A 13,363-nucleotide genomic window follows, 5' to 3' on the forward strand; every position below is an offset into this window, starting at 1 on the left:
TTGAATTAACCATACATAGGTGATTTGATCTTTTAGAATATCTCCTCGCTTAGTTCAATACTTCTTCCATTGCTTTCAGCATTTCATTCCAAGCATTTTCTGTTTGAGGGATATATTGTGCCCAATTAGGATCTATTTCATGTGTTAACGTAGCAATGGCACCGCTTTTTGATGGTTGAATTTCCACAGTAACCATATCTATATCAGGCAGGTCATCCACTGTTGCCCACGTGAATTTAATTAGATTTGGTTTATCCAGTTCTAAATATTGCCCAATATGCTCAATATCATCACCTTCTCGTCTGTCTACAAAAATGAAATAACCTCCTACTTTAGGATTGTTTTCACACCTTACTATATTTCCATTAGGGAACATCCACTTCTTTATTTTTTCAGGATTTATCCATGCATCATAAACTTTTTCTGGTAAAGCGTTAAATTGGTAGGTAACAACTGCCTTTGATTTTGTCATACTAATCAACTCCTATTATAATTATTTGGGTTTAATTCGTGCCATTCGATAAATTAATCTTCTGCTTCCTCCTTTTCAAGAAATTCATCCAATGAAGCAAGATTGTCCTTCCAAAAATTTCGATAAGGCTCTAACCATTTATCCACCTCAGATAAGGGAAGAGGACATAAATAATAAACACGTTTTTGAGCCTCGCTCTGTACCTCTACTAATCCTGCTTCTTTCAATATACGAAGATGTTTGGAAACTCCTGGTTGGCTCATTCCTGTTAATTGAACTAGCTCATTCACTGAATTTGCTTTTTTTCTTAACAAATCTAATATCAATCGGCGGTTAGGTTCTGAAATGATATCAAAAATACTCCTAGTTGTTTTCATGAGTTTATATTACCATACAGTTATATAACTGTAAAGGGATATTAGTATAACCTTTTATTGTAAAAAATATTTGTGGTGAATTTGTAATTGGGTAGTAGAAATGATGTTTTTGTTAGGTAATTTATAAAAATTCAAGCATGAAAATCGCATTTTCTCTACTTTTCAGCTAAATAAGGGAAGATGAAGCTCAATCTAAGCAACGTTATGCTTGTCTTACCGCGGAATACAAGTAAGGGCGCCTTTACATATGGGGCTTTGAATAATGGAAGATTTCGATAAGGTATTGAAGCATCATGAACGCATTATTTTTCATTTAATTCATAAATATGGGATTCGAGATGAAGACGGGGAGTTTTATCAATTGGGGTTAATCGCACTATGGCAGGCCTGGCGGGAATATGATAGTAGCAAATCCAAGTTTTCGAGCTATGCTTATCTATGTGTTAGGAGGGAGTTATTGCACTTAATCGATCACAACAGACGCGTACAGGAAAAGCATGAAAAATGGCTAAACACTGTTCGTATAGAAGATTTAATGGTAGAGGATTTAGCCCACGAACTAGACCCACAGTTACTTCATAAAATTCAGAATGCTTTAACGATGAAACAATGGAAATGGTTCGAGCATTGTTTGTTACATGGATATCCATTAAAAGAATTTGCACAGAAGGAAGCCGAGACATACGGAGCAGTAAAAAATTGTGGCAAGCGAGCGAGAGCAAAGCTTCGAATGCTTTTAACAGAGGAGGGATATGCTTTGTAATGCAGAGAAAAGTTCAAAAATTCCCTACCTATTTAGTTATTTTCGCAAGTTTTTTTATTTTTACTCTTTTATCCATTGCGATTTATACGTTCTTTTATCTTAAGCTTGGTATTGGTGAAAGAGTGGGGAGGGGGATCTTCTATTTGAAAGGACATTATCTGGTAGGGGATGTTTCGGATGGGGAAATTCGTAGAAAGGAATTTGGTATGGGTCTAGTGACAATCCCATTGTTTTCAAGTATTGCCTTCCTCTCTCTCTATTGGATAGTGGACAAAATCCTGTATAAGAAATAAAAAACTGCTTCCAAAAGGGTATCTACCTAATGGAAGCAGTTTTTCCTATATTATTCTACGCCCTCTGTCCATTTATCTACTTTATCTTGGTTTTCTTCTACCCAAGCTTCAGCAGCATCCTTTGGATCTTCTCCGTTTACAATGATTTCAACCATTACGGAGTTCATGTCATCTTGTGTCCATTCGAACTGATCAAGTACTTTGTAGGCATTTGGCAGGTCTTCTTCAAGCCCTTCGCGAACCATTGTTTCAATCGTTTCCGCTTCACCAAATCCACCATTTGGATCCTCTAAATATTTAAGATCATATTCTGAGAACATCCAGTGTGGAGACCAGCCTGTAATTACAATCTCTTCTTCATTATCAATCGCATCACCAAGTGCAGTAGTCATGGCGCCACTAGAAGAAGTTTGTAATGTCCAGTCACTAAGGTTGTCATATTCTTTAATTGCCTTTTCTGTTGCTGCAGTTACACCAGCACCTGGTTCAATACCAGTAATCGTTTTTTCTGCTTGATCTTTTAAGTCGGCAATAGAATTAACATCCATATAAGAAGGTACAACGAGTCCAGTTTTTGCTCCTTCTAGATTTGGTCCTAATTGCACTACTTTATCGCCAAACTCTTCATATTGTGATGCATGTGTCAATGGTAACCAAGCTGCTACCATACCATCAGCTTCCCCATTTGCTACAGCTTCCCACATTGCCGCATTTTCTAGAGAAGTTAATTTAACATCATAGCCTAAATTTTCTAAAACCTGACCAATCACGTGAGTAGATGCAATTTCTGTATCCCAGTTAACATAGACTAGTTCGATTTCTTTGCCTTGACCAACAGTGTCTTCACCTGAAGCATCGCCATTATCATTGCCACCACATGCAGCAAGGACTAATGCTAAAGATATTAGTACAGCCATCAATCCAAAAGTTTTACGTGTTTTAAACATACTAAATGATCTCCCCTTTTTTATAAATTTTATTGAAACTTCCCGGAGGAAACCGGGAAAGTTTTTAGCCTTTGTTTAAATTTTGAGAAATTCGGTCAATAATAATTGCTAGAATAACAATACCTAAACCTGCAACAAAACCAGGGCCTTCCTGTGAGCGTTGTAGGGCAGTTAAAACATCATTTCCAAGACCAGGTGCACCGATCATTGATGCGATAACAACCATGGATAATGAAAGCATAATGGTTTGGTTTACCCCAGCCATGATCGTTTTTCGTGCCATTGGCAGTTCAACCTTAAATAGTTTCTGTGATCCAGTTGTACCAAATGCATCCGCAGCTTCCACGAGTTCCTGTGACACTTGACGAATACCAAGGTTCGTAAACCGGACAACAGGTGGTGTTGCGAAGACTACAGAAGCAAAAACACCTGGCACCATTCCTATCCCAAAGAATAAAATTGCCGGAATAAGGTAGACGAATGCAGGCATTGTCTGCATAAAGTCTAAGATTGGTGTAATAATGGTTTGTGCCCATTTACTTTTAGACATCCAAATACCAGTAGGAATTCCGATAATGACCGATATAATACTTGCAAATAATACAAGAGAAAATGTATACATCAAATGCTCCCACAAGCCTTGGTTGTAAATGAACCAAAGTCCAACGATAGAAAAAACAGCTAAGCCAAACTTCTTCCCTGTAATAAAGAAGGCGAGTATGGCCACAATTAAAATCACTACAATTGGTGGAATAGTGCTTAATGAAGCGGATGTCCATTCAATGAATTCACCAAAATCTTCTTTAATTGGGTCGAATATAAATTCAAATGTATTTTGCACCCATTCTACAAATAAAGTAATCCAATCAGCTACTGGAATCTCAGGTACGAAATCAAGCATTCTCTAGCACCTCACTTCCATTTCCATTCGCTAATGCCGCGATAACAGCACCTCTTACAATAATTCCTTTTAATTTTCCATCTTCTACAACAGCAACTGGCACTGGTGCATCATGAATAATTTCAAATATTTCATGAATTGGTGATTCTAGTTCTGCTGTTCGCATATCTGTACGAAGAATGCCTTGTAAGTCTTTCTCACCGTTTTCGCGAGCTTGCTTGACATCATCCGCTGTTACATATCCTCTTAATTTTCTAGAGCGATCTACAACGTAAATACTGGATAATCCTTGCTCACGTATCCGTTCTAGGGCAACCCTTGGACCGTGTTTTTCAATATCTACCGTTTCTGGACGCTTCATAATATGGCTTGCCGTTAAAATCTTCGAACGGTCTACATCTTCCACAAAGCGCTCCACATAATCATTCGCTGGGTTTACGAGAATTTCTTCAGGAGTACCGATTTGAACAATGGCACCATCCTTCATAAGAGCGATTCGATCGCCAATTCTTAATGCTTCATCTAAATCGTGGGTAATAAAAATGATGGTTTTCTTCATTTTTTGCTGAAGGTCTAAGAGTTCGTCTTGCATTTCTTTACGAATTAATGGGTCTAACGCGGAAAAGGCTTCGTCCATTAACAGGACCTCTGGATCGTTAGCAAGTGCACGCGCTAAACCAACACGCTGCTGCATACCACCTGATAATTGATCCGGATATTGGTGAATAAAATTTCCTAATCCTACTAATTCTAATGCTTCCTGTGCTTTCTTTGTTCGTTCTTCCTTACCGATGCCTTGAATTTCAAGACCGAATGCAGCATTATCTAAAACCGTACGGAATGGAAAGAGACCAAATTTTTGGAATACCATACTAATTTTTTTGCGTCGGACTTTGCGTAGAGCATCTTTACCAACTTTGGCAAGATTTTCCCCGCTGATTTCGACATCGCCTTCTGTAGGCTCAATCAAACGATTCATCAAGCGAACGAGGGTGGATTTCCCACTACCAGAAAGTCCCATGATCACAAAGACTTCTCCTTCTTCTACCTCGAAGCTTGCTTGATTGACACCGACTGTACAGCCAGTTTTCTTCAAGATTTCTTCTTTTGAGTGTCCCTCTCTGAGTAAGGAGAGAGCACTTTTTGTTTTCTTACCAAAGATCTTCGATAAGTTTGTAACCTTAATTAAAGACATGAATTTATATCTCCTCATTTTCTTCGATTTTTTCTAGGAAATTATACTCACTTTTATAATGCTACAGATTTTGTCGAAACATTTCAAGTGATATGATTAGATTTTTCAGAATGTTTTGTTTGTAAAGTTAAAACTTTACAAACTTTATTTTGATCCTATACGATAGTTTTAATGTTCCCATTGATTTTGAAGCTATGTAGTGTAAATTAGATAGTAGGAGAATTTAAGGAGGATTACTTTCACTTATGACAAATGAAAATGAGCGATTAGAGCTTGAAAAAATTAATAATCAGATTATTTCTGAATTTTCCAAAACATTAGAGATGTTTTCTTTAAATAAAACAGAGGCGCAATTATTCGTCACCTTATATCTAAATGGAGCACCCATGACTCTAAATGAGATGAGGGACGCGTTAGGGAAGAGTAAGACTGCAATGAGTTACTCGATTAGAAGATTATTGGAGTTCAATTTAGTCGAACGTGTTTTTCAGAAGGGAGTTCGTCAAGATTTATATGAGGCTCGTCAAGATTTATATAAAAAATTTATGAAAACGTACGTCAATCGCTGGCTGGATTCTCTTAATCTACAAATTGATAATTTAGCGGATATTCAAGATACTATGGGGAATTGTCCAAATGATGAGAAGAAATTACTTGAGCACAAAATCGAGGAGGCCATTTCGTTTCATCGATCGTTGGAGACCGTTTTTTCGAAAATTAAGAAGAATGATTTTTTGTGAAATTTTATGGTGGAGCCTTCTGGCAATAGCAACAAGAAAACCGTTACTGTGAGGTGACGGTTTTCTTATTTGATCAATAGACTACTGTGGATCAGATATATTATTTTCGATAAAATATTCGGCCTGACTCTTAAACATGTCTAAGTAAGATTCTTGATCCATTGAAATATTTTGTAATTCGTCAACACTACCTTTGATTTCCACTGTATCCTTTTTTAAATCGATATGAACCGTCATATAGACCTTCCCTTTGTATGTAACAGTTCCGGTTACGCGTTTATTTTGTAAATCAATTAGAGGAAAAGCATGTGTTACACCTGTTGGTTTGAACAGTGTAATCCCCATGTTTGAAAAATGATTATTGGTTTTCAATTTTGAACCACCTTTCTAATGTTTTTTTAACACCCAAATTCCTTTCTTTAAGAAAATGCACGGTGTACTTATTCAGAGGAATTACTAATTTTTTATACTTTTATACGATTTGCACGAAGGAAATCCGTTTTGTTTACACTTTTTTACAGAATCGATTCCACTTTTTATCATAACATATAATTTTAGGGAGGATATTTAATCAACAACCATACCTGTCTCTTCCTCATCTTTGATTCGTATTGACCAATGTGGTCATTTGTGTTATATTAGAAATGACCACATTGGTCAATGTAGTCGTAGCAGAAAAGAGGTAATCACTATCAATTCCAAATTTAACAGTCTAAAATCAGAAAAACAACAGCATATTATCAATGCTGCAATAAAAGAATTTGTAAAAAGTGGTTTTGAAAAAGCATCTACAAATGAAATTGTCAAAGAGGCGAACATCTCTAAAGGTTCATTATTTAACTATTTTAATAGCAAGAAGGATCTTTATTATTATTTAATCGACCACAGTATTCAAGTTATCGAAAAGATTTATGAACAGATTGACTATAATGAAACAGATCTTTTTAAAAGAATCCAAAATATTGGATTACAGAAATTTCATATCCAACAAAAGTTCCCACATGTATTTGATTTCCTGGCCTCTTCCATTCAAGAAGAATCGGCTGAGGTAAAGGATATTATTAAGCAAAAAGTTGATCCAATCTATGACGAGGGCAAGGAGAAAATATATAAAGATATTGATTACTCTAAATTCCGGGAAGGGATTGATATTGAAAAGGCGATGGAAATCTTGAATTGGACGATGTTTGGATTTGTAGAGAAAGCGCTCCAACAAATAGATTCCTTTGAAAACATTGGTGAATTTGGAGAGCAATATCTCAAAGCATGGAAGAATTATTCTGAAATACTGAAGTACAGCTTTTATAAATAAGGATTAAATATCAGTGCATAAGAAGTAAGATATTTAACGAAGAAGGAGTTTTTATCTAGAATTTTAAACTTCTCTTGTAACAAACACTCTTTTCGTGTTACTAATCATATGAACAGATAAAAACGGGCTTAACTGTTAGGATCTAAGAGAAGGGGAAGTGTAAAAATAATGAGTCTCATTTGGTACTTAAACCTCGCCTAAGTACCAAAAATAAAAATAATGAGTCTCATTTGGTACTTAAACCTCGCCTAAGTACCAAAAATAAAAATAATGAGTCTCATTTGGTACTTAAACCTCGCCTAAGTACCAAAAATAAAAATAATGAGTCTCAACCAAAAATAAAAATAATGAGTCTCATTTGGTACTTAAACCTCGCCTAAGTACCAAAAATAAAAATAATGAGTCTCAATTGGCACTTAAACCTCGCCTAAGTACCGAAAATAAAAATAATGAGTCTCATTTGGTACTTAAACCCCGGCCCCAAAGCGCCAAGATGAACTCTCATGCCCTTCATTTCGCACTTATTCTTATCTCAGCTAATTTATGTTAAATATAAAAGTGTGCTATCAAATTTTTCAAAAAGAAGGAGTGGCAGTGTCGTGACAAAAATTATAGAGGTGCAAGGTTTGCAAAAAAAATTTGGTAAGTTTCAAGCATTAAGTGACGTGACCTTCACGGTAGATGCTGGAGAAGTTGTTGGTTTTATTGGTCCAAATGGTGCTGGTAAATCGACAACTATCCGTACTTTATTGGGAATTATCAAGCGAGATGCTGGCAATGTGGAAATATTCGGTAAGGACGTTTGGAAAGACAGTCTTGAAATTCATAAGCGTATTTCTTATGTCCCTGGGGATGTCTCTCTGTGGGGAAGTCTAACAGGTGGTGAAATTATTGATTTGTTTATTAAATTGCATGGTGGGGGAGATAAGCAAAAACGCGATTATTTAATTAGACGCTTTGAATTGGATCCTAAGAAAAAAGCCAAAGGATATTCGAAAGGAAATCGTCAAAAGGTTGGTTTGATTGCGGCATTATCTGTTGATTCGGATTTATATATATTTGATGAACCAACCTCTGGTCTTGACCCTTTGATGGAGGCTGTCTTCCAAGAAGAAGTAGAAAAAATCAAAAAATCAGGTAAAGCGATCCTGCTATCCTCTCACATATTGAGTGAGGTAGAACGTTTAGCAGATAAGGTTGTCATCATTCGCCAAGGTGAAATTGTGGAAACTGGTACTCTTGATGAATTGCGTCACTTAACCCGTTCTACTGTAACTATAGCAACAGAAGGTGATGTAGCTAAAATGGCCACCGTAAATGGAGTTTTTGATTTCAAACAAAAGGATAATCAAGCAACCTTCTCTGCGGATAATCAATATCTCAACGATATTTTAATGGAAGCAAGCAAATTAGGTGTCAGAAAATTTGAATCTATACCGCCAACTCTTGAAGATTTGTTTATGCGTCATTATGAAGGTTAAGTGCCAGAAAGGAGGATGGAATACGATGAAGGAAAAATTCGCTCGTTGGGATATACTGTTTCTACAATATCTTAAACGAGATTGGAAAAAAATTATTGTGTGGGTTTTAGGACTTGGCTTGTTTTCAGCTGCTTATGTTCCAGCTTTTGAAGAAATAGCAAAAGGGAATGGTTTGCTCGGAATGTATGAAACTATGCAAAATCCTGCTATGATATCTATGGTGGGCACAACTCCAGTAGATACTGCAAGTGATTATACTTTAGGAGCAATGTATGCGCAAGAAATGTTACTGTTCTGTGGTTTATTTGCGATGGTAATAGCTGTTTTACACATGGTAGGTCACACACGTAAAGAAGAAGATCTTGGTCTTATGGAGCTTGTGCGGTCATTTCAAATAGGTCGTCAAGCAAACTCTCTTGCTGCAACTATAGAGATAGTTTTCATTAATGTCTTATTAGCACTTTTTATTGCTGGGATTATGATGAGTTTCGGTACCGATACCATTTCTGCTGAAGGTTCCTTTTTATTTGGTGCATCAGTCGGAATGTCTGGTATTATTGGTGCTGGAATTGCTCTGTTTATGGCACAAATTATGTCAACTTCATCTGGGGCAACAGGTTCAGCACTTGGAATTATAGGATTACTTTATATTGTTCGTGCGGGAACAGATGTATCTAACGTTGACTTATCCATGATCAATCCCCTTGGTTGGACATATTTAACTTATCCCTTTACGGAAAATAACTGGTTTCTACTTATCCTTGCAACAATTTTTAGTGTAATTGTTGTGATTATTGCTTTCGCCCTTGAAGAGGCTCGTGATATGGGAGCTGGTTATCTTCCAGAAAGAGAAGGTCGAGAAAGCGCCAAAAAATCCTTGTTGTCTGTCCGTGGTTTACTTATCAAGATTAATAAAGGCGTAATAATTGGTTGGTTGATTGCTTTTGTTATTATGGGGGCAGCTTATGGTTCGATATATGGAGACATGCAGACCTTCTTGGAAAGTAACGAAATGATGCAACAGATGTTTACTCAATCAGGCGTTTCCATTGAAGAATCATTTACTAGCACGATTATGATGGTAATGATTGGTTTGGTTTCGATTTTACCAATTGCCATTGTCAATAAATTGTTTTCTGAAGAAAGAAGCTTGCATTTAAGTCAGCTTTATGCAACAAAAGTGTCTCGCAGCCAATTGTATTGGACCAGTATTATTTTAGCGACCTTTGCGGGTGTAATAGGAGTATTATTAGCTGCAGTAGGACTCGGTGGGACAGCTATCTCAGTCATGGGGGATAGTAGGTCGATGGATATATTTGATTTTCTGGCTGCTGGCTACAACTTTTTACCATCCGTATTATTTTTTACAAGTCTTGCAGCTTTAGCACTTGGTTGGGCACCGAAGCTAGGAAAAGTGGTTTATGTTTACCTCGCCTACTCCTTTTTGCTTAACTACTTTGGTGGTATTTTAGATTTACCAGAATGGTTTTCGAAAACAGCCATTCAAAGCTGGATTCCACAAATGCCAATGGAAGAATTTGATGCACCAATTTTTATTACTATAACTGTGATAAGTATTTCGCTGATGGTAATAGGCTACCTTGGTTATAATAGACGGGATATGAATGAAGGAGCTTAATATTGATCTAGAAGTATTTGAAATTAGTCAATGACCTAAAAGCTTGGACCTATAAGTATGAAGTGCTGATGTTAAGAACTTTTTTAAATGCTGCATTTTTCAACGAAAGAATGCGGCTTTATTAGCTTATTTGGGAGTCATCTTATAATCATATAAAAAGGAAGAGTATTATGCCGGTTAACTCTTTTGAAAATTATCCGATGAGCTGGAAGCCGTTGATTGATAGAACGAAGAAACCAATTTACAAATCACTTGCAAAGCAATTAAGAGAAGATATTGCTCATGGTGTTTTATTACCTGGTACCAAACTTCCTCCACAGCGAGAATTGGCTGATTATTTAGATTTAAATGTGAGTACCATTTCCAAAGCATTTAAAGTATGTGAATCAAAAGGATTGTTAAGTGCAACTGTGGGTAACGGCACATTTATATCGTATGATGCATTAGCAAATGCTTACTTACTAGAAGACATGAAACCAAATCATTTAATCGAAATGGGTGCAACATTACCTGATAATGATTCTTATCACCCGTTAATGGAAGAACTTAAAGGTATGCTGAAAGAGCCAAATTACGAAAAATGGTTTAGTTATGGTCGACAAGGTGAGAATCTTTGGCAAAAGGACGCTGCTGTAAAATTAATCCAAAGAGGGGGGTATGAAACAACAGTAGATCATATCTTATTTGCTAATGGTGGTCAAAATGCAATTGCTGCTACGTTAGCTGGAATTTGCCAGCCTGGAGATCGGATTGGTGTTGATGATCACACATATCCAGGCTTAAAAACGGCCGCATCCATGCTTAATATTCGATTAGTGCCGATAAAATCGGAGAATGGTGAGATGAGCGCTACTGCTTTGGAACTAGCATGTAAAAAGGAAAACCTAAAAGGAATTTATGTGATACCAGATTACCATAATCCAACCGCGAGCCGAATGTCCATTGAAAATCGAAGAAAGATTGCTGGAATCGCCAAAAGATGTAATCTGTTCATTATCGAAGATGCAGCATATCATCTTTATAACGAAAAACCACTTCCAGCTCTTGCATCATTTGTACCAGAGAAGACCATCTACATTGCAAGCTTATCTAAATCAATTGCGCCGGGGTTACGAATGGCGTATGTTGCAGTGCCTAATAAGTTTAAGGAGCAAATTTCAAAGGCACTGTATAATTTAAATGTTTCTGTTTCGCCTTTATTAGCAGAATTAGCAGCAAGAACGATTGTCTCGAAACAATTTGAGGTATTAATCGAGAAACATCAAGAACAAACGCTTTGTAGAAATAAAATAGTCCATCAATATTTAGCAGATTATCCGTGTTTGGGGTATGAAACAGGTATCTTTCGTTGGCTATTATTACCTGGAAAAATTACCGGGAATGAATTTGAATCTTTAGCTGCACGGAGAGGAGTGCAAGTGTATGCAGCAGAACGCTTTGTAGTTGGCAATAGCTGTCCAGAGCGAGCTGTAAGGATAGCAGTTTGTGCACCTAAAACCATGGAGGATTTGGAGCAAGGGTTGAACATTCTGAAACATTTACTAGACGAATTAAATTAAATTGTTTGCCATACAATTATCATATTGTATGGTTTATTTGTGCATGTTATGGTTAATATCAAACTCATTGTATTTAATTACATAACTGTAGCAATCAGATTTCTGCTTCTTTTTATGGAATCAAAAGAAAAAATACTATAAAAAGACTATATAATTTATCATTTTAAGGCTGTATGGACTTGTTGTAATACTAAGGAGTTAGATAATACATAGAATAACAGTATTTCACTTGTTAAATAGAGAGGTAGGTAGAATTATGGTAGATGGTAGAGGTGAAAAATTAGATGCTCAATCTGACAGTTTACAAGGTTATATTCATTCTAAAGAACAACAACAGTTATATAAGAAAACATTAATTGTTGTCATTATATCTCAAATTTTTGGAGGAGCGGGACTTGCGGCGGGTATAACAGTTGGAGCTTTATTAGCACAGGATATGTTGGGAACAGATAGTGTAACTGGACTTCCTACGGCTGTATTTACCTTTGGATCGGCAGGGGCTGCGTTACTTGTTGGGCGAATATCCCAGCGATTTGGACGTCGTTCTGGCCTCGCATCAGGCTTCTTAGCAGGAGGGATTGGTGCAATAGGTGTTGTTATTTCAGCAATAATGAATAATGTATTCCTTTTATTTATTTCCCTACTTATTTACGGATCTGGATCGGCAACCAATTTACAAGCACGCTACGCTGGAACGGACCTAGCCACTTCTACTCAACGAGCAAAAGCGATTAGTATGGCTTTGTTTTCCACCACTTTTGGTGCTATTGCGGGACCGAATTTGGTCGATGTTATGGGAAAATTTGCGATGGCAGTCGGTATTCCTGCATTAGCTGGTCCGTTTATATTAGCGGCGGTAGCGTATATACTGGCAGGTATTGTTTTGTTTATTTTTCTTCGTCCTGATCCTTTTATCGTTGCAAAAGCAATATCTGACAATCAAAGAGAAAAAAATCAACATGTCGAAGAAAATAGTCCGAATTTGGTTTCGACAGACAGACGAGGTGTTTTAGCTGGAGCTACTGTGATGGTGTTAACACAATTCGTTATGATAGCAATTATGACAATGACACCAATCTATATGGGCAACAACGGTTATTCTTTAAATGCTGTAGGGGTCGTGATTGGATTACACATTGCTGGAATGTATTTCCCTTCTTTTATCACTGGTGTACTTGTAGATAAAATTGGACGTACTACTATGGCTTTCGCATCCATCGTTACATTACTTGCTGCAGGTGTATTAGCTGCCATTGGACCGACAGATTCACTCATTTCTATCACTATCGCACTCGTGCTACTCGGTGTTGGCTGGAATTTTGGTTTGATTAGTGGTACGACCATCATAGTCGATTCTACCACTCCTTTTACTCGTGCTAAGACACAGGGTTCAGTAGATGTCTGGATTGCTTTCTCAGGAGCATTAGGAGGGGGGCTATCTGGGATAGTAGTAGCATATTCTAGTTACGCAACTCTCTCGATTATTGGCTCAATGCTTTCATTATTCATTATTCCGGTCATTGTTTGGTCTGGCACTCATAAACAACGTCCAGAGAAGTCATCAACATAGAACTTGAACTTTTAGCCAAAAATCATCACTCAAGCCTTCATTCATGAATTCTCTGATGAAGGCTTTCTATTCTTCTGAAATTCAAGCAAAACGATCACCATATACATCTGATTT

General features: G+C 36.9%; 14 protein-coding genes. 8 read left to right on the top strand and 6 right to left on the bottom strand.

Annotated elements, in window-relative coordinates; all coding sequences use genetic code 11:
- Positions 1–49: 49 nt before the first annotated feature.
- Both DLJ74_RS16975 and DLJ74_RS16980 read right to left on the bottom strand, forming a co-directional pair.
- Positions 50–472, bottom strand: a complete 423-nt coding sequence (locus DLJ74_RS16975; protein WP_109985349.1) for an SRPBCC family protein — start codon at positions 470–472, stop codon at positions 50–52.
- Positions 473–525: 53 nt separating this feature from the next.
- Complete coding sequence (locus tag DLJ74_RS16980; RefSeq protein WP_054860319.1) at positions 526–849, bottom strand: ArsR/SmtB family transcription factor; 324 nt, start codon at positions 847–849, stop codon at positions 526–528.
- A 262-nt stretch (positions 850–1,111) separates the two neighbouring features.
- Between DLJ74_RS16980 and DLJ74_RS16985 the strand changes: the two genes are divergently transcribed.
- On the top strand, positions 1,112–1,612 hold the full coding sequence (locus DLJ74_RS16985) for a sigma-70 family RNA polymerase sigma factor (RefSeq protein WP_109985350.1): 501 nt from the start codon (positions 1,112–1,114) through the stop codon (positions 1,610–1,612).
- A complete protein-coding gene (locus DLJ74_RS16990) occupies positions 1,612–1,905 on the top strand; it encodes a hypothetical protein (RefSeq protein WP_109985351.1) in 294 nt (97 codons plus the stop codon). Before DLJ74_RS16985 ends, DLJ74_RS16990 begins: the two co-directional genes overlap by 1 nt.
- Positions 1,906–1,955: 50 nt before the next feature.
- Here the strand turns inward: DLJ74_RS16990 and DLJ74_RS16995 are convergent, their stop codons facing one another.
- From DLJ74_RS16995 to DLJ74_RS17005, 3 genes are all read right to left on the bottom strand, one after another.
- Positions 1,956–2,852, bottom strand: coding sequence for a glycine betaine ABC transporter substrate-binding protein (locus tag DLJ74_RS16995; protein ID WP_054860321.1), 897 nt, complete (start codon positions 2,850–2,852; stop codon positions 1,956–1,958).
- A 64-nt stretch (positions 2,853–2,916) separates the two neighbouring features.
- The gene (locus DLJ74_RS17000) at positions 2,917–3,753 is read right to left on the bottom strand and encodes an ABC transporter permease (RefSeq protein WP_109985352.1); all 837 of its coding nucleotides are present in this window, start codon (positions 3,751–3,753) and stop codon (positions 2,917–2,919) included.
- A complete protein-coding gene (locus DLJ74_RS17005) occupies positions 3,746–4,948 on the bottom strand; it encodes a quaternary amine ABC transporter ATP-binding protein (protein WP_054788933.1) in 1,203 nt (400 codons plus the stop codon). Before DLJ74_RS17005 ends, DLJ74_RS17000 begins: the two co-directional genes overlap by 8 nt.
- Positions 4,949–5,193: 245 nt before the next feature.
- Between DLJ74_RS17005 and DLJ74_RS17010 the strand changes: the two genes are divergently transcribed.
- Positions 5,194–5,688, top strand: coding sequence for a GbsR/MarR family transcriptional regulator (locus tag DLJ74_RS17010; protein WP_109985353.1), 495 nt, complete (start codon positions 5,194–5,196; stop codon positions 5,686–5,688).
- Positions 5,689–5,769: 81 nt separating this feature from the next.
- Here the strand turns inward: DLJ74_RS17010 and DLJ74_RS17015 are convergent, their stop codons facing one another.
- On the bottom strand, positions 5,770–6,060 hold the full coding sequence (locus DLJ74_RS17015) for a hypothetical protein (RefSeq protein WP_245902373.1): 291 nt from the start codon (positions 6,058–6,060) through the stop codon (positions 5,770–5,772).
- A gap of 256 nt (positions 6,061–6,316) precedes the next feature.
- Between DLJ74_RS17015 and DLJ74_RS17020 the strand changes: the two genes are divergently transcribed.
- From DLJ74_RS17020 to DLJ74_RS17040, 5 genes are all read left to right on the top strand, one after another.
- Entirely contained in the window at positions 6,317–7,000 is a 684-nt protein-coding gene (locus tag DLJ74_RS17020) for a TetR/AcrR family transcriptional regulator (RefSeq protein WP_245902374.1), read from the top strand.
- Between the two features lie 599 nt (positions 7,001–7,599).
- Positions 7,600–8,481 (top strand): ABC transporter ATP-binding protein, encoded by an 882-nt coding sequence (locus DLJ74_RS17025; RefSeq protein WP_054860325.1) that lies wholly within the window; start codon positions 7,600–7,602, stop codon positions 8,479–8,481.
- Positions 8,482–8,506: 25 nt separating this feature from the next.
- Positions 8,507–10,120 carry an ABC transporter permease gene (locus DLJ74_RS17030; protein ID WP_109985354.1) on the top strand — a complete coding sequence of 538 codons (1,614 nt, stop codon included), beginning with the start codon at positions 8,507–8,509 and terminating at the stop codon, positions 10,118–10,120.
- A 170-nt stretch (positions 10,121–10,290) separates the two neighbouring features.
- Positions 10,291–11,679, top strand: a complete 1,389-nt coding sequence (locus DLJ74_RS17035) for an aminotransferase-like domain-containing protein (RefSeq protein WP_109985355.1) — start codon at positions 10,291–10,293, stop codon at positions 11,677–11,679.
- Between the two features lie 256 nt (positions 11,680–11,935).
- Positions 11,936–13,249 (top strand): MFS transporter, encoded by a 1,314-nt coding sequence (locus DLJ74_RS17040; protein ID WP_109985356.1) that lies wholly within the window; start codon positions 11,936–11,938, stop codon positions 13,247–13,249.
- The last annotated feature ends 114 nt before the right edge of the window (positions 13,250–13,363 follow it).

The organism is Gracilibacillus dipsosauri, from assembly GCF_003176895.1.
Lineage (GTDB): Bacteria > Bacillota > Bacilli > Bacillales > Amphibacillaceae > Gracilibacillus > Gracilibacillus dipsosauri.

Bases quoted from the DNA above. Each gene is read 5' to 3' on its own strand.
- DLJ74_RS16975 (WP_109985349.1), bottom strand. From the start codon at position 472: ATGACAAAATCAAAGGCAGTTGTTACCTACCAATTTAACGCTTTACCA.
- DLJ74_RS16980 (WP_054860319.1), bottom strand. From the start codon at position 849: ATGAAAACAACTAGGAGTATTTTTGATATCATTTCAGAACCTAACCGC.
- DLJ74_RS16985 (WP_109985350.1), top strand. From the start codon at position 1,112: ATGGAAGATTTCGATAAGGTATTGAAGCATCATGAACGCATTATTTTT.
- DLJ74_RS16990 (WP_109985351.1), top strand. From the start codon at position 1,612: ATGCAGAGAAAAGTTCAAAAATTCCCTACCTATTTAGTTATTTTCGCA.
- DLJ74_RS16995 (WP_054860321.1), bottom strand. From the start codon at position 2,852: ATGTTTAAAACACGTAAAACTTTTGGATTGATGGCTGTACTAATATCT.
- DLJ74_RS17000 (WP_109985352.1), bottom strand. From the start codon at position 3,753: ATGCTTGATTTCGTACCTGAGATTCCAGTAGCTGATTGGATTACTTTA.
- DLJ74_RS17005 (WP_054788933.1), bottom strand. From the start codon at position 4,948: ATGTCTTTAATTAAGGTTACAAACTTATCGAAGATCTTTGGTAAGAAA.
- DLJ74_RS17010 (WP_109985353.1), top strand. From the start codon at position 5,194: ATGACAAATGAAAATGAGCGATTAGAGCTTGAAAAAATTAATAATCAG.
- DLJ74_RS17030 (WP_109985354.1), top strand. From the start codon at position 8,507: ATGAAGGAAAAATTCGCTCGTTGGGATATACTGTTTCTACAATATCTT.
- DLJ74_RS17035 (WP_109985355.1), top strand. From the start codon at position 10,291: ATGCCGGTTAACTCTTTTGAAAATTATCCGATGAGCTGGAAGCCGTTG.
- DLJ74_RS17040 (WP_109985356.1), top strand. From the start codon at position 11,936: ATGGTAGATGGTAGAGGTGAAAAATTAGATGCTCAATCTGACAGTTTA.